This window comes from Jatrophihabitans sp. (assembly GCF_036000465.1).
In the GTDB taxonomy this organism is placed as follows: domain Bacteria; phylum Actinomycetota; class Actinomycetes; order Mycobacteriales; family Jatrophihabitantaceae; genus Jatrophihabitans.
In genome coordinates this window covers 58711-82868 of record NZ_DASYFV010000047.1, presented here as the reverse complement: position 1 = coordinate 82868, position 24158 = coordinate 58711, and the positions used below count along the sequence as shown (strand labels likewise).

Sequence of the window (24158 nt, the reverse complement as noted above, 5' to 3'; positions counted from 1 at the left end):
GCCGGCGATCCCGCGCTGCTCGACGCGGTCACGCTGATGATCGACGGCACCGAGCAGCTCGACGTGCTCCGGGCCGAGACCGGCGACGCCCGCGTCCGGGTCTGCCTCGACATCGACGCGTCGCTCCGCATCGGCCGCCTGCACCTCGGGGTGCGGCGCTCGCCCCTGCGCACCCCGGACGACGCCGCGACCCTGGCCCGCGCCGCCCACGACGCCGGTCGGCGCGTCGTCGGCGTGATGTTCTACGAGGCCCAGATCGCCGGGCTGCCCGACTCCTCGCCGGCCGTGCGGCTGGTCAAGAAGCGCTCGGCGGCCGAGCTCGCGCAGCGCCGCGGCGCCGTCGTCGAGGCGGTCGAGAAGGTCGTCGGCGCGCTGGAGATCGTGAACTCCGGCGGCACCGGCAGCCTCGAGATCAGCTCGGCCGACCCGGCCGTCACCGAGGTCACGGCCGGCTCGGGCCTGTACGTCCCGACCTTGTTCGACGGGTATCGCGCCTTCACCCCGCGCCCGGCGCTGTTCTTCGCGCTGCCCGTGGTGCGCCGCCCGGCGCCGGGGATCGCCACGCTGTTCGGCGGCGGCTACATCGCCTCCGGCCCGGCCGGGAAGACCCGGGTGCCCAGCCCGGCGCTGCGCGGGCTCGAACTGCTCGGCACCGAGGGCGCGGGCGAGGTGCAGACGCCGGTGCGCGGCCCGGCCGCCGCGGCCCTGCGGGTGGGCGACCGCGTCTGGTTCCGGCACGCCAAGGCGGGCGAGCTCGGCGAGCGCTTCGACACGATCCACGTGGTCGACGGCGGCCGCGTCGTCGAGTCGGTGCCGACGTATCGCGGCGAGGGCAAGAACTACGGCTGAACCAGGACGGTGAGGACGTCGGCGATCGCCGCCCGCGTTGCGGCGTCGTCGACCAGACCGTCCGGGCCGATCGCCTCGCGGGCCACCGGCACGTGCCGGCAGGCGTCCTCGACGATGCGGGTCTGCACGTAGCCGAGCACGACGGCGAGCGTGCCGTTCGCGCCGCCCCCGCGCCGGGCGTCGGCGGCGGCGTTGACCCAGGCCACCGGCTTGTCGCTCAGCTCGGTGCCCCCGACCGTCCAGTCGAGCAGGTTCTTCATCGACCCGGGCAGCGTGCCGGCGTACTCGGGCGTGCAGAACAGCACCGCATCCGACGCGGCGATCGCGGCGCGCAGCTCGGCGACGGCCGGCGGCAGCGGCTCGTGGTCGTCGTCGGGGTTGAAGTGCGGCAGCGTCGCCAGGCCCTCGTACACCGACGCCGCGATGCCATCGGGCGCGGAAGCCGCGGCCGTGCGCAGCAGCGCGGTGTTCGTGGACGCAGAACGGGTGCTGCCCGAGATGAGCAGCACCCGTGTCATGCGAACGTCCGGTGGATCAGGCGTGCGCGATGTCGTTCCAACCCTCGACGTCCTCCGGCTTGCGCGGCTCGGGGCCGATGTAGCGCGCCGACGGGCGGACGAGACGACCCGTCTTCTTCTGCTCCATGATGTGCGCCGACCAGCCGGCCGTGCGGGCACACGTGAACATCGCCGGCATCATGTGCGGCGGCACCTGGGCGAAGTCGAGGATGACCGCGGCCCAGAACTCGACGTTCGTCTCGATCGGTCGGTCGGGCCGGCGCTCGCGCAGCTCGGCGAGGGCGGCCTGCTCGAGGGCCTCGGCGGCGTCGTAGCGCTCGGCGCCGAGCTCCTTGCAGGTGCGGCGCAGCACGCGGGCGCGCGGGTCCTCGGCGCGATAGACCCGGTGGCCGAAGCCCATGAGCCGCTCGTGGCGGTCGAGGATGCCCTTGACCACGCCGGCGGCGTCGCCGGTCTTCTCGACCTCCTGGATCATCGGCAGCACGCGGGCCGGGGCACCGCCGTGCAGCGGGCCGCTCATGGCGCCGATGGCGCCGGACATCGCGGCCGCGACATCGGCCCCGGTCGAGGCGATGACGCGGGCGGTGAAGGTGGAGGCGTTCATGCCGTGCTCGGCGGCCGACACGAAGTAGGCGTCGACGGCCTGGATGTGCTTGGGGTCGGGTTCGCCGCGCCAGCGCGTCATGAACCGCTCGATGATCGTGTCGCACTGGTCGATGCGGGCCTGCGGGATGGCCGGGTTCGACAGGCCGCGGGCGGACTGCGCGGCGTAGGACAGCGCCATGACGGCGGCGCGGGCCAGCTGCTCGCGGGCCTCCTCGTCGCTGATGTCGAGCAGCGCGCGGTAGCCCCAGACAGGCGCGAGCATCGCGAGCGCGGCCTGGACGTCGACGCGGACGTCGCCGGTGTGCACCGGGATCGGGAACGGCTCGGCCGGCGGGAGGCCGGGGCCGAACTTGCCGTCGACCAGCAGGGCCCACACGTTGCCGAAGGTGACGTGCCCCGCGAGGTCCTCGATGTTGACGCCGCGGTAGCGCAGCGCGCCGCCGTCCTTGTCGGGTTCGGCGATCTCCGTCTCGAACGCGATGACGCCCTCTAGTCCGGGGCTGTAGTCGTCTGCCATGACTCCCATTCTGCTCACACCGCCGCGGGGTCGATCGCGGGGAGGGGCAAGATTGGCGAAATGACCGACCCCGCGCCCGATCCCGCCGCGCTCCGCCAGTCCTACGCCCGCGGCCGGCTGGACGAGGCCGGGGTCGCCGCGACCTGGCTCGAGCAGCTCCAGCGCTGGTTCGACGAGGCCGTGGCCGACCCGGCGATCACCGAGCCCAACGCGATCCAGCTGGCCACCGCCGACCGCTCGGGCCACGCGGCCGTGCGCACCGTGCTGGCCAAGGGCATCGACCCGCGCGGCGTCGTCTTCTACACCAACTACGAGTCGGCCAAGGCCCGCGACCTCGATGCGACCGGCTGGGCGTCGGCCGTCTTCGTCTGGCTGCCGCACGAGCGGCAGGTGCGCCTGAGCGGGCCGGTCGAGCGGGTCGAGCGAGCCGAGACCGAGGCCTACTTCGCGACGCGTCCCCGCGAATCGCAGATCGGCGCCTGGGCGTCGCCGCAGTCGCAGGTCGTGGCGTCGCGGGCCGAACTCGACGACGCGGTGACGGCGCTCGAGGAGCGCTTCGCCGACGGGCCGATCCCGCCGCCCCCGCACTGGGGCGGCTACCTGCTGCGACCCGCGGCGGTCGAGTTCTGGCAGGGCCGCAGCGGCCGGTTGCACGACCGCCTCCGCTTCCGCGCCGACGGGTCGGAGTGGGTCCGCGAGCGTCTGGCCCCGTGAACACGCCACCCACCGACGCCCCCGTCCAGGACGAGGCGGTCGAGCAGGTCCGCAACGTCCGCTCCCTGCTGCGCCGCCATGCGGTCGACACGCGCCCGATCGCCGTCCCCGCGTTCCGACGCCTGCTCATCGGCCAGGGCACCTCGTTCATCGGCTCGATGCTCACCCAGGTCGCGGTGCCGGTGCAGGTCTACGAGCTGTCGCACTCGTCTTTCTACGTCGGTCTCGTGGGCCTGGCCGGTCTCGTCCCGATCGTGGTGTTCGGGCTCTACGGCGGCGCGATCGCCGACGCGGTCGACCGCCGCAAGCTCTATCTCTGGTCCTCGCTCGGCACCTGGGCGGTCACGCTGGCGCTGCTCGCCCAGACGCTCGTCGGCGTGGGCAGCGTCTGGTTGCTGCTCGCGCTGGTGGCGGTGCAGTCGGGGGTCTTCGCGATCGCATCGTCGGCCCGCGGCGCCATCACCCCCCGCATCGTGCCGAGCGACCTGGTGCCGTCGGCGAACACGCTGAACTTCACCGTCGGCACATTCGGCCAGGTGGTGGGGCCGCTGATCGCCGGCCTGATGCTGACGCTGCCCGACGGCTTCGCCTACGCCTACGGCGCGGACGCGGTGCTGTTCACCGCCGCGCTGTGGTCGGTGCTCAAGCTGCCACCGATCCCGCCCGACGGCCAGGGCCAGAAGCTCGGCCTGCGGTCGGTCGTCGACGGGCTCGCGTTCATCGCCAAGCGACCCATCCTGGTCATGTCCTTCGGCGTCGACATCGCGGCGATGGTGCTCGCGATGCCGCGCGCGCTGTTCCCGGCCGTCGCCGACGCTCGCTTCGACAACAACGTCGGCCCGCTGTACGCGGCGATCGCGATCGGCGCCGTCATCGCCGGTCTGTCCAGCGGCTGGATCGGACGGGTCCGGCGGCAGGGGCGGGCCCTCGTCATCGCCATCATCGGCTGGGGCCTGGCCGTGGCGCTGTCAGGTCTCGCCCACCAGCTCTGGCTGGTGGTGACGCTGCTGGCGCTCGCGGGGGCGGCCGACCTCGTGAGTGCGGTCTATCGCCAAACGATCCTGCAGACCTACGCTCCGGACGAGATGCGAGGACGCATGCAGGGCGTGTTCATCGCGGTCGTGGCCGGTGGCCCGCGCCTGGGTGATCTCCGGGCGGGCGGCATGGCTGCGGCGACCGGTCCGACCGTCTCGTGGGTGGCCGGCGGCGTGGCCTGCATGATCGTGGTCGCGGTGGCCGGCTACTTCGTCCGTCCGTTCTGGAAGTACGACACGCACGACGAGCTGGAGGTGACCTTGTGACGCTGTCGGGCCAGGAGTTCACCATCACCTCGGGCGAGCACGCGGCGACGATCGTCGAGGTCGGGGCCGGGCTGCGCAGCTACACGGTCGGCGGGGTGCCCATCACGTGCACCTACGGCGACGACGTGCTGCCGCCGAAGGGCTGCGGGGCGACGCTCGTGCCGTGGCCCAACCGCATCCGCGGCGGTCGCTACACCTTCGAGGGAAAGGGCCAGCAGCTCGCGCTCACCGAGCCGGCGGCGGGCAACGCCATCCACGGCCTCGGCCGGTGGGCGCGCTGGTCGCTCGTGCAACACCTCGGCGAGCGGGTCACGCTCGGGCTCGACGTCGTGCCGCAGAACGGCTATCCGTTCCCGGTGCGGGTCGAGACGACCTACGCCGTCGACGCCACGCACGGGCTGATGGTGACCATCGGCGCCCGCAACCTCGGTTCGCGGCGGGCGCCGTTCGGCGCCGGTTCGCACCCGTACCTGTCGACGCGCGGGCACGCCATCGACGACGTCACGCTGACCGTGCCGGCGCGGGAGACGCTGGTCGTCGACGACAAGCAGGTGCCGATCGGCTCGCGCACCCTCACCGGCAAGGACGACTTCCGCCGCGGCCGGCGGCTGCACGCCACGCGGCTCGACCACGGCTTCACCGGTCTCGACACCCCGGGCGGGCGCGGCGTGGCCGAGATCCGGACGAAGTCCGGCGGCGCGCAGCTCTGGTTCGACGAGACGTTCGGCTTCCTGCAGGTCTTCACCGTCGACGCCCTCACCGAGGGCCAGCCGGGCATCGCCGTCGAGCCGATGACCTGCGCGCCCGACGCCTTCAACTCCGGCGCCGGGCTGATCGTGCTCGAACCGGGTGGGGCGTGGACCGGCAGCTGGGGGATCGTCCCGGTCTAGCGGCGAACGGGCGGGTCACGCGTGCGTGATGAGCTGCCACGGTGTCTTGCCCGCGTCGCCGACGACGATGCCGGGGACGTCGCCGACCGAGTACCACTTCGCCTGGTAGCCGACGCCGTCGTAGACGACCCGCGCGCCGGCCCGGTAGGTGGCGGCGGCCGACCACTGCGGGTAGGTCCCGGCGGAGACGGTCGGGGTCGGGGCCGGGTGCTCGCCCGGCAGTACCGGGCCGATGAGCGTCCACGGGGTGTCGGTCGAGGCGGCCACCGGGGCGTCCGGGGTGTCGCCCTCGGTCCACCACTTCGCCTCGTAGACGTTGTGGTGCCAGACGACCTTCGTGCCGTGGGCGTAGGGCAGCTCGGGGTTCCAGATCTCGTACGGCGAGGACGCGGGGTCGTCGACGATCGACGTCGCGGTCGTCCCGGACGTCGGGACCGCCGGTCGGGCGTCGGCCTTCGGCGTGCGGGCCGACGTGGCCCGGAACGAGGCCAGGATCGCGGTGAACGCCCCGGCCCGCTGGTCCACGCCGCTGCAGTTGTCCGACACGATCGACGCGTTGGCGTAGTTGGGGCCGCAGGCCTGGTCGCGGTTCACCGACCACATCGACAACCGCCGCAGGTGATGCGCCTGGGCGAACGCGACCAGTGATCGCGCATCGGCGAGTTCGAAACGTTCGGCCGCGACGTCGTTCTGACCGATCATCGGCGTCGCGCCGATGAGCTGCCATTCCGCACCGTGGGCGAGGCGGCGACCGGCGGCCGCGTACAGCGAGGTGAGCTGGGCGGCCAGGCCGGTGACCGCCGAGCGGTACGCCGAGGCCGTCGACCGGCCGGCGGCCAGCGAGCCGCCGTAGTCCATCGTCAGGCCGTTCACGCCGGCCAGGGTGACGTCGGCCGCGAGCGTCCGGGCGACGATGGCGCGCCCCGAGCGCGTCAGTCCGGACGGGTCCACCGGCAGCGTGAGCCACACCGCCAGGGTCCGCTTGGCGTGCTGCTCCTCGAGTTGCAGGGCGCGGATCGCGGTCGCCCGGCGCTGCACCGCGTCCGAGCGCGAGGCGCCCGCACCCTCGATGTCGAGATCGATGGTGTTGACGGAGTAGCGCCGCACCACCGAGCGGTAGGCCGCCAGGAGCCGGGCCGGGTCGGTGCAGGTGTCGGCCAGCTCGGAGTTGGCCTCGCCGCCGAAGGAGATCGCGACCTGACCGCCGCGCTGGCGCAGCCGGGCGATGCGCCGGTCGACGTCCATCGAGGTCGCCGCCTCGTCGAGCGAGTAGGCGCCGCCCCAGCTCGGTGTGCACGCGTCGCCCCGCGAACTCACCACGAAGCCGAGGACCATGTTGGCCGAGGCCGACCTCGACGCGTCCTCGAACGGGTACTGCGGGGTCGCGGTCACGTCCACGTACGGCATGAAGTCGCTCTGGACGGTGGCGGCGAGGGCCGGGCGGGTCGCGGTGCGGAAGCCGACCACGCCGGCGGCGGCGGCCGCGATCGCGACGACAAGGCCGAGCACGCGAACCCACGACAGGCGTCGGGTCGCGGCCGTCACCGAGTCGGGGTCGAGATTCGCCGCGGCGTGCGCGCGTTCTTCGGGGGTCATCGAGGTGTCCAGTCTGGGGGAGGTACCGGCGCGATCGTGACCATGGCGATCCGACCTAAGATCATGTTAGATTAGTGTAAAGTCTTGCGGTTTGCCAGTACTTGAGCGGCACGAGCGAGATGCGTCGGCCGGTCCCCGGCCGTGCCCCGTCCCCGAGGAGCCCCGATGAGACTGGCCCGACCGGCGTCTCGACCCCGCCGCCAATGGGGGTCCGACCGGCGCACCGCGCCGCTGCCTCCGGTGGCCCCCGCTGCCAGCGACACCCTCATCACCTTCGGCCGCCTCGGCATCGTCGTCACGCTGCTGGCCTGGCTCGCCTACCTCACGGTGACGATCGTGTCGCAGTTCGTGAACCGCGGCTTCCAGGGCATGCAGTTCACGTCGGAGACGCTGGGCTACGTCGTGATCGTCTCGTTCCTCACCCTGTCCTCGCTGCTCTACCTGCTGGCGCGCCAGGGCGCGCTGTACCGCACCCGCGCCCACCGCCGCGTGCCGCGGGCGGTCATCGACGAGGCCTTCGCCGAGAACCTGCCGACGATGACCGCGCTGGTGCCGTCCTACCGGGAAGAGGTCGCGACGGTCCGTAAGACCCTGCTCTCGGCCGCGCTGCAGGAATACCCCTTCCTGCGCGTCGTGCTGCTGCTTGACGACCCGCCCCGTCCGGCTCCCGGCCCGCACGCCGACTCGTTGGCGGCGGCCCGCGGCCTCGGCGCCGAGATCACCGCGTGGCTGAGCGAGCCGCGCGAGCGCTTCGCGGCGGCGCTCGAGCGTTTCGAGAAGTCCGACCGGGGCGACCCGCCCACCGCCGGCGAGGTGCGGGAGCTGGCCGGCCAGTTCGCCTGGGCCGCCCGGTGGCTCGATGCCCGCGCGGACGAGGAGGTCATCGCCGACCACGTCGACCAGTTCTTCGCCGACCAGGTTCTGCGAGCGCCGGCCCGGGACTTCGCGGCGACCGCCCTCGCCCTGCACTCGGCGGCCGAGGAGTCCGCCGCGATCGAGGACTCCCGGATGCTGCAGCTCTACCGCCGGTTGGCCTGGACGTTCCGCGCCGAGGTGACCTGGTTCGAGCGCAAGCTCTACGCCTCCCTGTCGCACGAGGCCAACAAGGCGATGAACCTCAACAGCTACATCGGGTTGATGGGCCGCAGCTTCGAGCCCCGCAACACCCCCGAGGGCCTGATCCTGGCTCCGTCGGCGAACAGCGGCTCCATCGTGATCCCGGACGCCGACTACCTGCTGACCCTCGACGCCGACAGCGTGCTGCTGCCGGAGTACTGCCTGCGTCTCGTGCACCTGATGATGCAGCCGGAGAACCAGCGGCTGGCCGTGGCGCAGACGCCGTACTCGGCCTTCCCGGGTTCCACCACCCGCATGGAACGCCTGGCCGGGGCGACGACCGACCTGCAGCACATCGTCCACCAGGGCATGAGCTATCACGCCGCGACGTTCTGGGTCGGCGCCAACGCGGTGATCCGCAAGCGCGCGCTCGACGACATCGTCGAGGTCGAGCACTCGGGCGGCCGCGAGATCCGCCGCTACGTGCAGGACCGGACCGTCATCGAGGACACCGAGTCCTCGCTCGACCTCGCGATCCACGGCTGGTGGCTGCTGAACTACCCCGAGCGGTTGAGCTACTCGGCCACGCCCCCGGACTTCGGGTCGCTGAGCATCCAGCGGCGGCGGTGGGCCAACGGCGGCCTGCTCATCCTGCCCAAGCTCTGGCGCAACGCGCGCGAGCGCGCGCGCCGCGGCGAGCACGGCAGCGTGGCCCAGACCCTGCTGCGGGTGAACTACATGGCCTCGACGTGCTGGAGCAGCGTCGGTCTGCTGTTCCTGCTCGCCTACCCGTTCAACAGCAAGCTGCTGAGCCCGCTCGTCGTGCTGGCCGCCCTGCCGTACTTCCTGGCCATGGCCAGTGACCTGCATCGCTGCGGCTACAAGCGCACCGACGTCCTGCGGATCTACGGCTTCAACCTGATCCTGCTTCCGGTCAACCTGGCCGGGGTGGCGAAGTCGCTGCAGCAGGCGGTGACGGGCAAGAAGATCCCCTTCGCCCGCACGCCGAAGGTGCGCAATCGCACCGCTACCCCGCTGCTGTTCGCGATCTCGCCCTTCCTCATCATCGGGTACTCGATCATCACCGTCGTCCGCGACTACCACGCCCACAACTGGGGCAACGCTGCGTTCGCAGCCGTCAACGCGCTCGGCGCCACCTACGCCGTGCTCGCCTTCATGGGCGGGCGCAACGTGCTCGTCGACATCGCCTTCGGCGTGCAAGAGCGGCTCTACGTGACCGACGCCCCCAAGGCCGAGGTGCAGGTCGTGCGCCGCCGCCGGGTCGCGCCGGAAGCGCCGGCCGCCACCTGGCAGGAGGTGCTCTACCGGGGCGCGCCGGCCACGGCATCCGGCGAGTACCACGACGGCGAAGGCGCGTTCAAGATCCTGGCGGTGCCGCCGACCGCGCCGGCCGCCCACAACCGGCGCGCGAGCGACCGGCACGGGCTCGACTCGCTCCGCCGCGACCGGAGGTCGACCGACCGCGCCCGCCGTTCCACCGACCGCGACAGGGTGGTCTGACCCGGTCTAGGAGCGGGCGGCCTGGTAGCGGGCCAGTGCCTCCTTGCGTTCCTCGGCGTGGTCGACGATGCGCTCGGGGTAGTCGGACGGCAGGTCGTCGCCGAGCTCCCACGGCTCGTGGACGGCCTTGCCCGCCACGTGGCGCAGCTCGGGGATCCAGCGGCGCACGTAGTCGCCGTCCGGGTCGAACTTCTGGCCCTGCGTGATCGGGTTGAAGACCCGGTAGTACGGCGCGGCGTCGGTGCCGGTGCCGGCGGTCCACTGCCAGCCGTGCTGGTTGCTGGCGAGGTCGCCGTCGACGAGGTGGCGCATGAAGTGCCGCGCCCCGTGCGTCCACTCGATGTGCAGGTCCTTCACGAGGAACGATGCGACGATCATGCGGACGCGGTTGTGCATCCAACCCTCGCCGAGCAGCTGGCGCATCCCCGCGTCGACGATCGGGTAGCCCGTCCGGCCCTCGCACCAGGCGGTGAACGCTGCCGAGTCCGGTCGGGCGTAGTCCATCTTCGCCATCTGTGGCAGGAAGTACTCCCGCGCCGAGTCGGGCCACTGGAAGAGCACGTTGGCGTAGAACTCGCGCCAGGCGATCTCCTTGCGGAACGTCTCATCGCTCGGCGAGAGGTCGGCCAGCATCGTGCGCGGGTGGATGGAACCCCACTTGAGGTACGGCGACATGCGCGAGGTGCGGTCGAGGTCGGGGCGGTCGCGGTTGTCGGCGTAGCCGGCGAGGCCCTTGTTGCGGTAGGCCCGCCACGCCTCGATTGCGGCGTCCTCGCCCGCCTCGGGCAGCTCCATACCGCGAGGTAGGTCCGGGTCGTGGGGGATGTCGACGCCGTCGAGCCCGGTGTGCCACTCGACCCGGCCCGTGATGGTGGTGGCCGGCTGGCGCCAGCCGTGTGAAACCCAGGCCAGGAAGAACGGCGTGTAGACCTTGAACGGGTCGCCGTCGCCCTTCGTGACGCGGCCCGGGGCGATCGCATAGGGCGAGCCCGTGCGCACGAGCGGCACGTCGCCCAGGGCCTCCTCGACCGCCTCGTCGCGGGCCCGGCCGTAGGGGTTGAAGTCGGCGCTGATGTGCACCGACGACGCGTCGGCCTCCTTGACGACCTTCGGCACCGCTTTCGTGGGGTCGCCGCGGCGGATCAGCAGCCGGCCGCCGTGCTCGCGCAGGTCGGCGTCGAGCGCGCGCAGGGTGCGGTACATGAAGGCGACGCGGGGCGCTCCGGCCGGCTTCAGCAGCGCCGGGTCGAGCACGAACAGGGCGACAACGGGGCCGTCCTCGGCCGCTTCGTGCAGGGCCGGGTGATCGCGCAGCCGGAGGTCGCGCCGGAGCCATAAGACAGAGGTCACGTGGGCATTCTGTCCGTGTACTTCCGCGGGCAATCGGGGAAGGGTGTGAATCGTGAAGGAACACGCGAACGAATCAGACGACCTGTACGTCGGTGCCATCGTCGACCACGACCAGGCCGACCCGTCCGACACCCTGACCGGCGACAACACCCAGGACCCGCTCGATGCCGGCTACTCGCCCCCGGACCGCCCCTCGCACTCGTGGCGCGGCGACACCGCCGAGGAGGCGCGCGAGGGCGAGACGCTCGACGAGAAGCTGGCCGAGGAGGAGCCGGACATCTCCGAGGCCGACATCGACGACGCCGACGCCGAGCCGCGCGCCGGTCGTCTCGTCGCTCCGGACGAGGGCGCGCACGAGGACGTCGACAAGATCGAGATCGCGACCGACGTCGGCCGGGCCGGGTACGCGTCGTCGGCCGAGGAGGCCGCCATGCATGTCGAGGACGAGAAGTAGCCGTGCAGGTCACGAAGTTCACCCACTCGTGTGTGCGGTTCGACGACGGCGACCGTTCGCTCGTCGTCGACCCCGGGGTGTTCAGCGAGGTGTCGGCCGCACTGGACGGCGCCGGCGCCGTCCTCATCACGCACGAGCACTTCGACCACATCGACGTCGACCAGCTGCGGGCGGCGGCGCAGCGTGATTCGCGGCTGCGCATCTGGGCCCCGGAGCCGGTGGCCACGGCGTTGGGGGATCTCGGCGAGCAGGTGCTCACCGCGGCACCCGGCGAGGCGTTCGACGCCGCCGGTTTCGCGATCCGGACGTTCGGCGGCCAGCACGCGCTGATCCACCCGACGATCCCGGTGGTGCCCAACGTCGGCTACCTGATCGAGGGCAGCGTCTATCACCCGGGCGACTCGCTGATCGTGCCGCCGGTGCCGGTCGGTGTGCTGCTCGCCCCGCTGCACGCACCGTGGTCGAGCACCGGCGAGGTCATCGACTTCGTCGTGTCGGTGCGGGCGCCGCGGACCGTCGGCATCCACGACGCGCTGCTCACCGACATCGGTCGCGGCCTGGTCGAGAGTCACGTCGGGCGGATCGGCGGCGAGCACGGGTGCGAGTACACGCATCTCGCCCCGGCCGACACACTGGACGTGTGACCGCCGACCTCGCTCGCGACCTTCTGGCCCGCCACCCGCTGATCGACGGGCACAACGATCTCGCCTGGGCGATGCGCGAACACTTCGACTACGACCTCGGGCGCTACCCCCTCGACACCGAGCAGGCGACGACCCAGACCGACCTCGTCCGGCTGCGGGCCGGTGGCGTCGGCGGGCAGTTCTGGTCGGTCTACGTTCCGGCCCGGTTGGGGGATCGGTCGGTCGTCGCAACGATCGAGCAGATCGACTTCGTGCTGCGGATGGTGGCGCACTACCCGGACGACCTGGCGCTGGCGCTCACGGCCGACGACGTCGATGCGGCCTGCGCGGCCGGGCGCATCGCGTCGCTGATGGGCGCCGAGGGCGGGCATGCGATCGATTCCTCGCTGGCCGTGTTGCGCACCCTGCACGCGATGGGCGTGCGCTACATGACGCTGACCCACAACGACAACGTGCCGTGGGCGGACTCGGCGACCGACGTGCCGGCGGCGGGTGGGCTCACGGACTTCGGCCGCACGGTCGTCGCCGAGATGAACCGGCTCGGCATGCTCGTCGACCTCTCGCACACGTCGATCGACACGATGCACGACGCTCTCGCAACGACGTCGGCGCCGGTGATCTTCTCGCACTCGTCGGCCCGCGCCGTCACCGATCACGTGCGCAACGTGCCCGACGACGTGCTCGCCGCGCTCGCCGGCAATGGCGGTGTGTGCATGGTGACGTTCGTGCCCGCGTTCGTGTCGACCGCCTGCCACGAGTGGGATCACGCCGTCCTCGTCGACATGGACGAGCGGGGCGAGAACCGGCGCGACTGGTCGGCGCACATGGCCGCCGCCGCCCGGCACGCCGCGATCGAGCCGCCGCCGGTCGCGACCGTCGCTCAGGTCGCCGACCACGTGGAGCACGTCCGCGCCGTCGCCGGCATCGAGCACGTCGGGATCGGCGGCGACTTCGACGGCTGCGAACCGATGCCGGCCGGTCTGCACGACGTCTCGACCTACCCGGCGCTGATCGCCGAGCTGCTCGAACGGTCGTGGTCGGAGCCGGAGATCGCCGCGCTCGCGCGGGGGAACGTGCTGCGTGTGCTGCGCGATGCGGAGGGCGTGGCGCGCGCGGGCTGACGCGCACCCACGAATGTCCGGGACGGCAGGTCGCACCGGCTGCTTCCCTCGTGATCAACTCGCTCGAGGCAGGCGTCCAGACCGGCCCCGAGCGAGATCACACGGCCATCAACGGTTCGTCGCTCTCGAAGACTGGCGGCGGCCAGGTTCGTGCGCCGCTCAGCCCTCGGGTGCCAGGTAGTAGCGCACCATCGGGTGCCGGCCGTCCTGCGTCCGCCAGCGGGCCCGGGCGCTGCCGACGTGCCGCCAGCCCAGGCTCTCGTAGAGCGCGATGGCCTCGACGGATCGTTCGATGACGTCCAGCCCGAGCGTCAGATCCGTGGCCGCGGCGTGCCCGGTGACGACCGACAGCAGCGCGCGGGCCAGACCCAGCCCCCGCGCGGCCGGCGTGACGAACAGCCGGGTGACGAGGACGAGTAACTCGACCGGGACACCCGTGGCCGCGGCGAGGCCGGGTTCCGAACGCCCCGCAGCGAGCCCGATGTGCCCGACGATGCGGTCCTCGCGTTCGGCGACCCAGGCACCGACGAGGTCGGGCGGGTCGAGCCAGGCGGCCGGATCGTCCGGCCAGCGGGTCGGGTAGCCGCTCGCGAGTTGGACGTCGCGCAGGGCGTCCACACAGGCCGCGGCGTCCCCGTCTGCGCGCATACGTACCGACACGTCGCAATCCTGCCCTGTGACCTCGATCCGAGCCGAATTGCCGTGGCCGCAGGGTCTGGGACGATGCGCGGGTGACGGAATCGCGCTACCCGAACCTGCTCGCCCCCCTCGACCTCGGCTTCACCACGCTGCCCAACCGCGTGCTGATGGGCTCGATGCACGTGGGTCTGGAGGACCGTCCGAAGAACCTGCACCGGCTGGCCGTGTTCTACGCCGAGCGGGCTCGCGGCGGGGTCGCGCTCATGGTCACCGGCGGCTTCGCGCCGAACCGCACCGGCTGGCTGCTGCCGCTCGCCGGGAAGATGACCACCAAGGGCGAGGCGAGCCGGCACCGCGAGATCACCGATGCCGTGCACGACAACGGCGGGCGCATCGCCCTGCAACTGCTGCACGCCGGCCGCTACGGCTACCACCCGTTCACGGCGAGCGCGTCGCGCTCGAAGTCGCCCATCACGCCGTTCTCGGCCCGGGCCCTGCGGGCGGGCGAGGTGCGCCGCACCATCGCCGACTTCGCGCACTCGGCCGCGCTGGCCCGCCAGGCCGGCTACGACGGCGTCGAGATCATGGGCTCCGAGGGCTACCTGATCAACCAGTTCCTCGCCGCCCGCACGAACAAGCGCACCGACGAGTGGGGTGGGTCGCCCGAGAACCGCCGTCGCTTCCCGGTCGAGATCGTCCGCCAGGTGCGCGAGGCCGTCGGACCGGACTTCATCATCGTCTACCGCATGTCGCTGCTCGACCTCGTCGAGGACGGGCAGAGCTGGGACGAGGTGACCGCACTGGCCAAGGAGATCGAGCAGGCCGGCGCGACGATCATCAACACCGGCATCGGCTGGCACGAGGCCCGCGTGCCCACGATCGTCACGTCGGTGCCGCGCGGCGCCTTCACCTGGGTCACGGCCAAGCTGCGCCCCGAGGTCGGCATCCCGGTCATCGCCTCGAACCGCATCAACATGCCCGAGACGGCCGAGGAGATCCTGGCCCGCGGCGACGCCGACATGGTGTCGCTGGCCCGCCCGTTCCTGGCCGATCCCGACTGGGTGCGCAAGGCGGCCGACGACCGGTCGGACGAGATCAACACCTGCATCGGTTGCAACCAGGCCTGCCTCGACCACACGTTCTCGCACAAGGTCGCGAGCTGCCTGGTGAACCCGCGCGCCGGGCACGAGACCGAGCTGGTGCTGTCCCCGACGCGGCACAGCAAGCGGGTCGCCGTCGTCGGCGCCGGCCCGGCCGGACTCGCCGCCGCCACCGCCGCCGCCGAGCGCGGCCACAGCGTCGAGCTGTTCGAGGAGTCCGGGGAGATCGGCGGCCAGTTCCAGCTCGCCCGCCGCATCCCCGGCAAGGAGGAGTTCGCCGAGACGCTGCGCTACTTCACGCGTCGCCTCGAGCTCACCGGGGTGAAGCTGCACCTCGGCCATCCCGTCACGGCGCGGGAGCTGATCGACGGCGCTTGGGACGAGATCGTGCTCGCCACCGGCGTCGCCGCGCGCGAGGTGAGCATTCCCGGCGCCGACCGGCCGAACGTCCACCGCTACGCCGACGTGATCACCGGCGCCGCCACCCTGGGCGAGCGCGTCGCCGTCATCGGCGCCGGCGGTATCGGCTTCGACGTCAGCGAGTTCCTGACCCACCCCGGCACGCACGGCGAGCCGCAGGATCGCGACGAGTGGCTGCGCGAGTGGGGCGTGGGCGATCCGGCCCAGGCCCGCGGCGGGCTGGTCACGGCGACCGCGCCGCCGTCCGTCCGCACCGTCTACCTGCTGCAGCGCAAGACGACCAAGGTCGGCGCCGGGCTCGGCAAGACGAGCGGCTGGGTGCACCGCGGCACGCTCAAGGCCCGCGGGGTCGAGTCGTTGCGCGGGGTCGCCTACGAGCGCATCGACGACGCCGGCCTGCACATCACGGTCAGCTCCAAGAAGGGCGAGCCCCGCCCGCGCCTGCTCGAGGTCGACGACGTCGTCGTCTGCGCCGGTCAGGAGTCGCGCCGCGACCTGCTCGCCGAGCTCGAGGCAGCGGGCGTCACCGTGCACGTCATCGGCGGCGCCGACGTCGCCGCCGAGCTCGACGCGAAGCGCGCCATCGACCAGGGCACCCGGCTCGCCGCCAGGCTCTGAACGGTCGTCCACAACCGGGCGGAGAAGCTGTGGACGCAGCGGTTCACAACCCCGGTTTCCGGGGGATAACCCGGCCCGTCCTGTGGACGGGTTGGGGACAACCGAAAAGATCCCGAAGACCTTGTCCGCAGGTATTGCGCGGGCCGTTTCGGGGCAGTAGAAATTGCACATCGCCTGGCGATGAGAACCGAGTCCGGGGGCAACTCCGGAAGCCGCAGACGGAACGCGGAAGGCCCACTTCGGTGGTCCGGATGCACCAGCTGGGGTTCGGGGCTTCAGGACCAGGAGATTGGTTGGGCAGGCAGGCCGGCCCTCGGGTACGGAGAGTGCGGCTCAATCAGTAGGGCCCCGTCATCTCATACATGACGGGGCCCTACCTCTGTTTCTGCCCAGAATCATGCCCCGACTCCCGCGCCGAATCCGCAGCGACACGGCCGATGTCGACGGAAGTCACAGTCGAGTTCGCGGCCGCGAAACATTTGCGGTGTCCGCGACATGCGGATTTGTTCCGACGGTAACCCGCGCCGAACCCGCTGTCCGTTGACTCGGTCCATGCCGGCCGCCGTGATCCCGCAGTCGCCGGGCGCCCGGGCCGGCTGATGGCCCTCATACGCGTGGCCGGCGCGGCGGCCCACTTCGGTCGCGACCTCGAGCGCTCGATCGAGCGCATCGGCATGGTGGTCCTGGCCGCCCGCAAGGTCGGCGTCTCGCTGCTCGTCCTGCCCGACGCCGCCCTCGGCGGCCACCCCGGCGCCCCGGCCGGACTCGACCCGGCGGCGCTGCCGTCGATGCTGACGCCGAACTCGCCGGAGGTCGAACGGGTCCGGGCCATGGTCGGCGACATGGTCGTCTGTGTCGGCTACTCCGAGGCCGTCGACGATCGCCGCTACCACGCCGCGCTCTGCCTCACCGGCGACGGCGTGCTCGGGCACTACCGCCAGGTGCACCGGTCACCCACCGTCGCCGCGATCTACTCCGACGGCGAGCGGCTGGCGGCGTTCGACACCCCGGTCGGACGGCTCGGCATGCTCATCGACTACGACAAGACGTTCCCGGAGGCCGCGCGCAGCCTGGCCCTCGACGGCGCTCGCATCATCGCCTGCCTGTGCGCGTGGCCGGCCAGCCTCACGCAGCGCGCGCCCCGCCTCACCCAGGACCGGCAGTCGCGCCTGTTCGACCTCTACGACTGCACCCGCGCCGCCGAGAACCAGGTGCTGTGGATCTCGGCGAACCAGACCGGCGCGACGGGCGGGTTGCGCTTCCTCGGCCAGGCCAAGGTGGTCGGGCCGGGCGGCGAGGTGCTGGCCCGCACGTGGGGCAAGGCCGGGCTCGCCCTGGCCGAACTCGACGTCGACGGCGAGATCGACCGGGCCCGCCTCGCCGCCCCGCTCCTGCAGCAACGCCGGCCGGACCTCTACCTGGAGAAGTGAGCCGTCCCCCACCCCGGTTGAGTGGCGACTTCCCGCGGTGAGTGGCGCTCGACAACGCGCCACTCACGCGAGGACTCGCCACTCAACGGAAGGGGGGCGGAGGCGTGAGCCCGAGTCAGCGGAAGCGGCGCAGGCGCAGGCTGTTGGTGACCACGAAGACCGAGCTGCCGGCCATCGCCGCCCCGGCGATCAACGGGTTGAGCAGCCCGAGCGCGGCGAGCGGCAGCGCGGCCACGTTGTAGGCGAAGGCCCAGAACAGATTGCCCCGGATGGTGCCGAGGGTGGCCCGGGAGAGCCGGATCGCGTCGCCGACCACCCGCAAGTCGCCGCGCACCAGGGTGAGGTCCGAGGCCTCGATGGCGACGTCGGTGCCGCCGCCCATCGCGATGCCGAGATCGGCGGTGGCCAGTGCGGCGGCGTCGTTCACCCCGTCGCCGACCATGGCCACGACCCGGCCGGCCTGCTGGCGCCGCCGCACCTCGTCGACCTTGCCGGTCGGCAGCACTCCGGCCACGACCTCGTCGATGCCGACCTCGGCCGCGATGGCCTCGGCCGCGCGCCGGTTGTCGCCGGTGAGCAGCACCGGATGCAGCCCGAGCCGCCGCAGCGCTGCGACGGCGCCGGCGCTCGTGTCCTTCACCGTGTCGCCCACCACGAGCACGCCGTGCACCGCGCCGTCCCAGCCGACGAGCACGGCCGTGCGGCCGGCCGCCTCGGCCGCGTCGGCGGCGGCGGACTGCTCGGCACTCGGCGCGAGACCGTGCTCGGCGAGCAGCTCGGCCCGACCGACGACCGCCTCGTGCCCGTCGACCACGCCGCCCACGCCGAGCCCGGCCGCGTTGGCGAAGCCGGTCACCGCCGGCAGTTCGCCCAGCCGCTCGCGCGCGGCCGCGGTGATCGCCGCGGCGATGGGGTGCTCGCTCGCCGATTCGAGCGCCCCGGCGACCCGCAGCGCGGCGTCGCCGCCGATGACGTCGTGCAGCGTCATCCGCCCGGTGGTCACCGTGCCGGTCTTGTCGAGCAGGACGGTGTCGACCCGGCGGGTGCTCTCCAGCATCTCCGGGCCCTTGATGATGATGCCGAGCTGCGCGCCGCGTCCCGTCCCGACCATCAGGGCCGTCGGGGTGGCCAGGCCGAGGGCGCACGGACAGGCGATGATGAGCACCGCGACCGCTGCGGTGAACGCCGCGTGGGCGCTGCCGTCGACGATGAGCCAGGCCGCGAACGTCGCCCCGGCCAGCGCGATGACGACCGGGACGAAGACCCCCGACACGCGATCGGCCAGCCGCTGCACCGCGGCCTTCCCGTTCTGCGCCTGCTCGACGAGCCGAGCCATCTGGGCCAGCTGCGTGTCGCGCCCGACGCGGGTGGCCCGCACGACGAGCCGGCCCCCGAGGTTCACGGTGGCGCCGACGACGGTGTCGCCCGGCCCGACGTCGACCGGCACCGACTCACCGGTCACCAGCGAGGTGTCGAGCGCCGAGTGCCCCTCCTCGACGACGCCGTCGGTGCCGAGCTTCTCGCCCGGCCGGACGACGAACCGGTCACCCACGACCAGCTGCTCGGCCGGGATGCGTTGCTCGCGATCGCCGCGCAGCACGGTGACGTCCTTCGCGCCCAGGTCGAGCAGGGCGCGCAGGGCGGCACCGGACCGGCGCTTTGCCCGCGCCTCGGCGTAGCGCCCGACGAGCAGGAAGACGGTGACGGCCGAGGCCACTTCGAGGTAGATGTCGTCGCTGCCCGTGGCAACGAACGAGAACGACATGCGCATGCCGGTCACGCCGGCGTCACCGACGAACAGCGCCCACAGCGACCAGGCGAATGCGGCGAGCACGCCGAGCGAGATCAACGTGTCCATGGTGGTGGCGCGGTGGCGCAGGTTCGTCCACGCCGCCCGGTGGAACGGCAGCGCCCCCCATACCGCGACGGGTGCGGCCAGGGTGAGGGCCAGCCATTGCCAGTTGCGGAACTGCCACGGCGGCACCATCGACAGGACAAGGACAGGCAGGGCCAGCGCGGCGCTGACCAGCAGCCGCTGCCGCAGACCGGCGGTCTCGTCGACCGGCGCGACGTCGGGCGTCTCGATCACCGGCAGGGTGGCCGTGTAGCCGGTCTTCTCGACGGTGGCGACCAGTTCCTCGACGGCCAGCGACGCCGGGAAGTCGACCAGTGCCTTCTCGGTCGCGTAGTTCACCGAGGCGGTCACGCCGTCCATACGGTTGAGCTTCTTCTCCACCCTGGCCGCGCACGACGCGCAGGTCATGCCCCCGATGGTCAGCTCGACCTGGTTCGCTCGGAAAGCGTCGCTCACGCCGGGTCAGCGGCGACCGTGTAGTCGCCCGCTTCGTCAAGCGCGTTGACGATCTCCTGCGGTGGGACGGGTTCGGCGCTGGTGACGGTGACGTTCGAGACGCCGCCGACCTCGAGCGTGACGCTGACCTCGGAGACGCCCTCGATCGCGGCGAGTTCGCTGCGCACCGCGGCGACGCAGTGGTCGCAGGTCATCCCGATGACGCCGTAGGTCTTGGTGATCATGTTTCTCTCCTCAGGATCGGACGAGGCGGGCGATGGCGGCCGAGGCCTCGGTGATCTTGGTGTCGGCCTCACCGCCGCCCTGCTGGATGGCGTCGGCGACGCAGTGACTCAGGTGCTCCTCGAGCAGGGAAAGGGCGAACGAGTCGAGCGCCCGCTTCGCGGCCGACACCTGGGTGAGCACGTCGATGCAGTACGTGTCGGCCTCGACCAGGCGCTGCAGGCCGCGCACCTGACCCTCGACGCGACGCAGACGGGTGACGTGCGCCTGCTTGTTCCCTGCGTAGCCCGGGGGCTTGTCCATGTCGTCTCCTCGATACCTAGCCGGGGTATGTGTTGAGCATACCCCCAGCGGGTATGAATGGCGTGATGATCGCCTCCTGGCGTGGAGTATCCGATTCGCCCCGAACGCTCCCGGGTAGGCCCAGCAGGACACCGAACCACGATGCCGAGGAGGCCCGGATGGGTGAGCACGGAGAGACCAAGGCGGCCGGCGAGGGCCTGAGCGACGCCGAGATGGTCGAGCAGGTGGCCGACCAGACCCCGGCCGAGGAGCGCTACGCCGACGTGTTCAAGCGCGAGGCCGACGGCGCCACCACCGACACCGAGGCGGCCAAGGCCAGCGGTGACGAACTCGCGGGCGAGTAGTCCGCCCGTGACCAGTGCTCGCCGGCGGCGCGATGCCGTCGTCGGCGGGCTGGTCGGCACGGCGGTGATGACCGCCTCGCTGGCCCTCGAGTCCCGGCTCCGGCCGCACGGCGACGGACCGGTCGACTACGACGCCAGCGATCACGTCGTCATCGCCGCCGCCAAGGTCACCCGGTGGAACCCGCGCACGCCGGCCGGTCGCCGCGTGCTGTTCAACCTCGTGCACTGGGGCTACGGCTCGGTCGTGGCGGTCGAGTACGAGCAGTTCCGCCGCGCCCTCGGCGGCAGCGACGCGGCGGCGTCTGCCGCCTTCTACGCGAGCTGCCAGGGCATGGCCTTCACCCTCTTCCCGCTGCTCGGCGACACGCCGCCGCCATGGCGCTGGAGGCGCAGCCTGCTGGCGAGTTCGATCGGCCAGCACGCCCTCTACGTCGTGACGGTCTCGGCCGTTTCGCGTCGTTTGAGCGCGCGGAGCCGCAGTTCACGAGCGGTCTGACGGACTGACTCGGGACCTTCGGTCCTGAGCGCCGGTGCCGGTGGCGTCGATGGGGGGTGCAACGGCGCCGTCCGTCCCGAGCGCATCGGGTCCCCGAAGGAGCACGACCATGACCGCACTGCCAGTGCCCGAGTGGGGGCACGACGCGCCGACGGCTGCGGGGCCGATCGCGCCGTCGGCCCTCGGGATGTCCGTCGCGCTGAGCGCCCTGTCGGCCACCGACGCGGCGCAGCTCGCCGGCGGTCCGACGGCCGGCGTGGCCGATCTCGTCGACGCGATCGCCGACCTCGTCCCGGCCCGGCTGACCGTGCACCAGCGCGAGTCGCTGGAGACGGCCCTCATCGGCGCGATCGACAGCCGGATCGTCGCCCTGCGGGCGCGCTGACCTCGACCGATCACGCGGCCACGGCGCAGGATCGCTCATCGCCCGAGCGGCCGACGGGGAGTGCAACTGCGGGACCAAAGTCAGGTGCGGACGCATCGATCGGCCCGATTCAGATCGGGCAAGAATCGGTCGAATGAGTGGGTAGAACGTGCCCGGCTTGGGTAAAGCTCGCTCGTGAGTTGCTCGTCCACAGGTGTGGGAAACCCTGTGGATTAGCGCAAGGGTTCGATTGTGACCCTTCGCGCGCCCGCCGTGGCCCCTACTTCCAGCCGTTGTTGTAGACGTCCAGCCCGAACCGGTCGAGACCGGCGGTCCTGGCGTAGCCGAGGTACGGCAGCCCGAAGATCTCCTCCAGCGACGCGAGCAGCGAGTAGTGGTTGTACGGCGTCGTGCTCCACGTGTTCCCGCTCGTCCAGTGCGAGAGCACCAGGGCACCGGTGCGGCCGCCACCGAGACCGGCGATGCCGGGCAGCGGCGAGTTCGGTCCCGGCCCCTCGCCGCAGCAGGCGGAGGCGTCGCTCTGCGGCGAGTCGGCCTCGTCGGCGGTGATGACGAGCATGCCGTCGGTCCGGTACGCCGGGGAGTCGAGGATCTTCGGCACCCATACCCTCAGCCACGTGTCGACCGAGGCGAGGCCGCCCGGCCGGCCGTCGACGCAGGGCGAGTCGTGCCCGTCGTCGCACAGGTTCGGAGTGATGTAGCTCAGCGCCGGGGTGGTCGAGGCTGACGCCAGGTCGGTCGTCAGGTTCGACAGGTCGACGACGTGCTGCGCGCACGACGGCGAGCCGGTGATGGCGCTGAAGTACATGAACGGGTCGTGCCGCACCGCGTACTGGTCGCCGACCTTGGCCGTCTGCGTGGTGTCCTGGGTGTTGAGCGCGGGGTGCCGGCACGGCGTCCCCATGTCCTCCATGTAGCCCTTCCACGAGATGCCGGCGCCGCTGAGCTGCGTCGGCAGGCTCGCGACCGTCGACGGGAAGACGCACCCGTTGCCGACGGCCTGGTCCGGCGCGACCGTCCCTGCCTGCACGAACTGGGAGTAGAGCTGGCAGTCGCCCTGCATCTGCGGGTTCGGTCCCTGGCCCGAGATCTGAGCGACGTAGTTCGGCTGGGAGTTGTGGGCCGTGCCGTAGTAGCTGTTGAGCAGCACGCCCTGGCCGCGCAGGGTCTGCGAGAGGTACGGAGCCGCCGAGGTCGGGCCCCACGTCGTGTCGTAGCCCTTGTTCTCGATGTTGATGACGAAGACGTGCCTGATCGCCGGGACGTAGGCGGGCCGGGCGATCGTCGTGGCATCGGCCCCCGGACCGGCGGCGGTCAGCGTGATGGCGGCCAACGCCGTGGCGGCTGCGGCGGCGAGGAGGCGGACGGGTCGGGAACGGCGGTTCATGCGGGCAGGCTCCATCCGAGGGTGATCGCGAGTTCCTTCAGGTCGGCCCACTCGCCGGCCTCGTTGGCCGGCAGCACCTCGCCCGGGCAGGCCGCGGCGACGAACTGGGGCACGGTGAACTGCGGGGCGGTGAGGTTCGGTGGCGAGGTGAAGTCGAGGGCCTGGGCGATGTTGGCCGCGGCGGCGTCGCGCGGGGTCAGGGCGGGCAGGCCCCAGCGCCACTCGATCGCCCGCAGCACCGACGTGTGGTCGTAGACGGTGTGGTCGACGAAGCCGCGGCGGGCCCGCGGCGAGACGACCAGCGCCGGGACCCGGAAGCCGCGCAGAGCGGTCGACCGGCTGACGTCGGGCGCGGTGCCGGGGGCGACATGGTCGAAGAAGCCGCCCCACTCGTCGAAGTTGATCACGAGCAGGGTGTTCGCCCAGTTCGGGCTCGAGGTGACGGCCGCGTACACCTGGTTGAGGAACGCCTCGCCGGCCCGGATGTCGGCGTGCGGGTGGTCGTCGTTCGAGGTGCCGGAGGACTCGTCCTCGAAGCGCGGGTCGATGAAGCTCACCTGGGGCAGCTGTCCGGCGGCGGCGTCGGCCAGGAATGCGGCGAACGGCTGGGAGATGCCGAGGTACTTGGTGCCCCAGAGCGCGGTGAACGGGACGTCGTTGAAGTAGTAGCGCCCGGTGCGCCCGGCGGTGGCGAGCGAATCCCAGATCGTCGGCAGCGTCGAGATCGCCGTCGAGTTGTGCAGCCGGTCGGTCTGCGCCGCGTGCTGGTAGAAGCGGTTGGGGTAGGTCTCGGCCATCGTCGCCGAGAAGTACCGGTCGCACGACGTCCAGGCCGTCGCCGCCCGGCCCAGGAACGGCAGGTCGGGCTGGGTGAAGTAGCTGATCGCGAGCTCGTCGTTCTCGCCCGCCTTCAGCCAGCCGTCGCACCTGCCGTCGTGCAGCTCGATCCGGCCCCCCTCGTAGGAGTGGTCGGGATCGGCGTGGCCGCAGCTCGCGTAGGCGGTCTGGTGGAAGGTGCTGTGCGGGATCGCGTAGCGGTCGACGAAGGTGAGCCCGGCCTGCCTGCCGTCGGCGCCGGGCAACCAACCGAGGACGTGGTCGAACGACCTGTTCTCCATCATCACGACGACGACGTGGTCGATGCCGGAGGCCGCCGGGTCGGGCAGCGTGGTCGCCGCCTGGGCCGGCCCGGCCGGGCTCAGCGGTCCGGCGGAACCGGCGGCCAGGGCACCGGCACCGACGAGGGCGGCCGAGGACAGGAACTGCCTGCGAGAAAGGGGCACGTCGGGTTAAACCCCTCAGCAGCGATTTGGTGACGCCCGCCCGAGCGAGTTCACCTCCGGTTCGCCCGCGGCTGGGTCGGCTC

The 24158-nt window shown here is 72.0% G+C and carries 23 protein-coding genes; 13 read left to right on the top strand and 10 right to left on the bottom strand.

Annotated features, from left to right (window positions below):
- Positions 1-849, top strand: an 849-nt coding sequence (locus VGN18_RS15930) for an amino acid deaminase/aldolase (protein WP_327540693.1), incomplete at its 5' end; no start/stop codon positions are given.
- On the opposite strand, the gene VGN18_RS15925 is transcribed toward VGN18_RS15930, so the two are convergent.
- Entirely contained in the window at positions 840-1367 is a 528-nt protein-coding gene (locus VGN18_RS15925; RefSeq protein ID WP_327540692.1) for an NAD(P)H-dependent oxidoreductase, read from the bottom strand. The genes VGN18_RS15930 and VGN18_RS15925 overlap by 10 nt on opposite strands.
- Before the next feature lie 16 nt (positions 1368-1383).
- Positions 1384-2490: a citrate synthase 2 gene (locus VGN18_RS15920; RefSeq protein ID WP_327540691.1), complete on the bottom strand. Its 1107-nt coding sequence runs from the start codon at positions 2488-2490 to the stop codon at positions 1384-1386.
- Positions 2491-2550: 60 nt separating this feature from the next.
- On the opposite strand from VGN18_RS15920, the gene pdxH reads away from it, so the two are divergent.
- The 3 genes from pdxH to VGN18_RS15905 are packed head-to-tail and all read left to right on the top strand — an operon-like array spanning position 2551 to position 5395.
- Positions 2551-3204 (top strand): pyridoxamine 5'-phosphate oxidase, encoded by a 654-nt coding sequence (gene pdxH, locus VGN18_RS15915; protein WP_327540690.1) that lies wholly within the window; start codon positions 2551-2553, stop codon positions 3202-3204.
- A complete protein-coding gene (locus tag VGN18_RS15910; protein WP_327540689.1) occupies positions 3201-4505 on the top strand; it encodes an MFS transporter in 1305 nt (434 codons plus the stop codon). Before pdxH ends, VGN18_RS15910 begins: the two co-directional genes overlap by 4 nt.
- Positions 4502-5395, top strand: coding sequence for an aldose 1-epimerase family protein (locus VGN18_RS15905; protein ID WP_327540688.1), 894 nt, complete (start codon positions 4502-4504; stop codon positions 5393-5395). Before VGN18_RS15910 ends, VGN18_RS15905 begins: the two co-directional genes overlap by 4 nt.
- 15 nt (positions 5396-5410) lie before the next feature.
- On the opposite strand, the gene VGN18_RS15900 is transcribed toward VGN18_RS15905, so the two are convergent.
- A complete protein-coding gene (locus VGN18_RS15900) occupies positions 5411-6991 on the bottom strand; it encodes a hypothetical protein (protein ID WP_327540687.1) in 1581 nt (526 codons plus the stop codon).
- A gap of 240 nt (positions 6992-7231) precedes the next feature.
- Between VGN18_RS15900 and VGN18_RS15895 the strand changes: the two genes are divergently transcribed.
- Positions 7232-9568, top strand: a complete 2337-nt coding sequence (locus tag VGN18_RS15895; protein WP_327540686.1) for a glycosyltransferase family 2 protein — start codon at positions 7232-7234, stop codon at positions 9566-9568.
- 6 nt (positions 9569-9574) lie between these two features.
- On the opposite strand, the gene VGN18_RS15890 is transcribed toward VGN18_RS15895, so the two are convergent.
- Complete coding sequence (locus VGN18_RS15890) at positions 9575-10918, bottom strand: deoxyribodipyrimidine photo-lyase (RefSeq protein WP_327540685.1); 1344 nt, start codon at positions 10916-10918, stop codon at positions 9575-9577.
- A gap of 52 nt (positions 10919-10970) precedes the next feature.
- Between VGN18_RS15890 and VGN18_RS15885 the strand changes: the two genes are divergently transcribed.
- From VGN18_RS15885 to VGN18_RS15875, 3 genes are read left to right on the top strand one after another with little or no spacing between them, the layout of a single operon-like run.
- Positions 10971-11372, top strand: a complete 402-nt coding sequence (locus VGN18_RS15885; RefSeq protein ID WP_327540684.1) for a DUF5709 domain-containing protein — start codon at positions 10971-10973, stop codon at positions 11370-11372.
- 2 nt (positions 11373-11374) lie between these two features.
- On the top strand, positions 11375-12016 hold the full coding sequence (locus VGN18_RS15880) for an MBL fold metallo-hydrolase (RefSeq protein WP_327540683.1): 642 nt from the start codon (positions 11375-11377) through the stop codon (positions 12014-12016).
- Positions 12013-13137: a dipeptidase gene (locus tag VGN18_RS15875; RefSeq protein ID WP_327540682.1), complete on the top strand. Its 1125-nt coding sequence runs from the start codon at positions 12013-12015 to the stop codon at positions 13135-13137. Before VGN18_RS15880 ends, VGN18_RS15875 begins: the two co-directional genes overlap by 4 nt.
- Before the next feature lie 159 nt (positions 13138-13296).
- Here VGN18_RS15875 and VGN18_RS15870 read toward each other — a convergent pair whose 3' ends face one another.
- Complete coding sequence (locus VGN18_RS15870) at positions 13297-13785, bottom strand: GNAT family N-acetyltransferase (protein ID WP_327540681.1); 489 nt, start codon at positions 13783-13785, stop codon at positions 13297-13299.
- A gap of 83 nt (positions 13786-13868) precedes the next feature.
- Between VGN18_RS15870 and VGN18_RS15865 the strand changes: the two genes are divergently transcribed.
- Complete coding sequence (locus VGN18_RS15865) at positions 13869-15914, top strand: NADPH-dependent 2,4-dienoyl-CoA reductase (RefSeq protein WP_327540680.1); 2046 nt, start codon at positions 13869-13871, stop codon at positions 15912-15914.
- Between the two features lie 599 nt (positions 15915-16513).
- Positions 16514-17344, top strand: a complete 831-nt coding sequence (locus tag VGN18_RS15860) for a carbon-nitrogen hydrolase family protein (RefSeq protein ID WP_327540679.1) — start codon at positions 16514-16516, stop codon at positions 17342-17344.
- Between the two features lie 115 nt (positions 17345-17459).
- Here VGN18_RS15860 and VGN18_RS15855 read toward each other — a convergent pair whose 3' ends face one another.
- The 3 genes from VGN18_RS15855 to VGN18_RS15845 are packed head-to-tail and all read right to left on the bottom strand — an operon-like array spanning position 17460 to position 20180.
- Positions 17460-19607, bottom strand: a complete 2148-nt coding sequence (locus VGN18_RS15855) for a heavy metal translocating P-type ATPase (RefSeq protein ID WP_349259940.1) — start codon at positions 19605-19607, stop codon at positions 17460-17462.
- A gap of 44 nt (positions 19608-19651) precedes the next feature.
- On the bottom strand, positions 19652-19879 hold the full coding sequence (locus VGN18_RS15850; protein ID WP_327540677.1) for a heavy-metal-associated domain-containing protein: 228 nt from the start codon (positions 19877-19879) through the stop codon (positions 19652-19654).
- 10 nt (positions 19880-19889) lie between these two features.
- Positions 19890-20180, bottom strand: a complete 291-nt coding sequence (locus VGN18_RS15845; RefSeq protein ID WP_327540676.1) for a metal-sensitive transcriptional regulator — start codon at positions 20178-20180, stop codon at positions 19890-19892.
- A 158-nt stretch (positions 20181-20338) separates the two neighbouring features.
- On the opposite strand from VGN18_RS15845, the gene VGN18_RS15840 reads away from it, so the two are divergent.
- The 3 genes from VGN18_RS15840 to VGN18_RS15830 all read left to right on the top strand — a co-directional run bounded on the left by VGN18_RS15840 (position 20339) and on the right by VGN18_RS15830 (position 21405).
- A complete protein-coding gene (locus VGN18_RS15840; protein ID WP_327540675.1) occupies positions 20339-20524 on the top strand; it encodes a hypothetical protein in 186 nt (61 codons plus the stop codon).
- A 7-nt stretch (positions 20525-20531) separates the two neighbouring features.
- A complete protein-coding gene (locus VGN18_RS15835; protein WP_327540674.1) occupies positions 20532-21020 on the top strand; it encodes a hypothetical protein in 489 nt (162 codons plus the stop codon).
- 109 nt (positions 21021-21129) lie between these two features.
- Positions 21130-21405 carry a hypothetical protein gene (locus VGN18_RS15830; RefSeq protein ID WP_327540673.1) on the top strand — a complete coding sequence of 92 codons (276 nt, stop codon included), beginning with the start codon at positions 21130-21132 and terminating at the stop codon, positions 21403-21405.
- Positions 21406-21664: 259 nt separating this feature from the next.
- Here VGN18_RS15830 and VGN18_RS15825 read toward each other — a convergent pair whose 3' ends face one another.
- On the bottom strand, positions 21665-22792 hold the full coding sequence (locus tag VGN18_RS15825; protein ID WP_327540672.1) for an alkaline phosphatase family protein: 1128 nt from the start codon (positions 22790-22792) through the stop codon (positions 21665-21667).
- Positions 22789-24075 carry an alkaline phosphatase family protein gene (locus VGN18_RS15820; RefSeq protein WP_327540671.1) on the bottom strand — a complete coding sequence of 429 codons (1287 nt, stop codon included), beginning with the start codon at positions 24073-24075 and terminating at the stop codon, positions 22789-22791. The genes VGN18_RS15825 and VGN18_RS15820 overlap by 4 nt, the downstream gene beginning before the upstream one ends.
- Positions 24076-24158: the final 83 nt, after the last annotated feature.

What these genes read in the sequence shown, in the direction of transcription:
- VGN18_RS15925 (WP_327540692.1), bottom strand. Translation starts at nt 1,367, where the DNA reads ATGACACGGGTGCTGCTCATCTCGGGCAGCACCCGTTCTGCGTCCACG.
- VGN18_RS15920 (WP_327540691.1), bottom strand. Translation starts at nt 2,490, where the DNA reads ATGGCAGACGACTACAGCCCCGGACTAGAGGGCGTCATCGCGTTCGAG.
- pdxH (WP_327540690.1), top strand. Translation starts at nt 2,551, where the DNA reads ATGACCGACCCCGCGCCCGATCCCGCCGCGCTCCGCCAGTCCTACGCC.
- VGN18_RS15900 (WP_327540687.1), bottom strand. Translation starts at nt 6,991, where the DNA reads ATGACCCCCGAAGAACGCGCGCACGCCGCGGCGAATCTCGACCCCGAC.
- VGN18_RS15870 (WP_327540681.1), bottom strand. Translation starts at nt 13,785, where the DNA reads ATGCGCGCAGACGGGGACGCCGCGGCCTGTGTGGACGCCCTGCGCGAC.
- VGN18_RS15860 (WP_327540679.1), top strand. Translation starts at nt 16,514, where the DNA reads ATGGCCCTCATACGCGTGGCCGGCGCGGCGGCCCACTTCGGTCGCGAC.
- VGN18_RS15855 (WP_349259940.1), bottom strand. Translation starts at nt 19,607, where the DNA reads ATGACCTGCGCGTCGTGCGCGGCCAGGGTGGAGAAGAAGCTCAACCGT.
- VGN18_RS15850 (WP_327540677.1), bottom strand. Translation starts at nt 19,879, where the DNA reads ATGATCACCAAGACCTACGGCGTCATCGGGATGACCTGCGACCACTGC.
- VGN18_RS15845 (WP_327540676.1), bottom strand. Translation starts at nt 20,180, where the DNA reads ATGGACAAGCCCCCGGGCTACGCAGGGAACAAGCAGGCGCACGTCACC.
- VGN18_RS15840 (WP_327540675.1), top strand. Translation starts at nt 20,339, where the DNA reads ATGGGTGAGCACGGAGAGACCAAGGCGGCCGGCGAGGGCCTGAGCGAC.
- VGN18_RS15830 (WP_327540673.1), top strand. Translation starts at nt 21,130, where the DNA reads ATGACCGCACTGCCAGTGCCCGAGTGGGGGCACGACGCGCCGACGGCT.
- VGN18_RS15825 (WP_327540672.1), bottom strand. Translation starts at nt 22,792, where the DNA reads ATGAACCGCCGTTCCCGACCCGTCCGCCTCCTCGCCGCCGCAGCCGCC.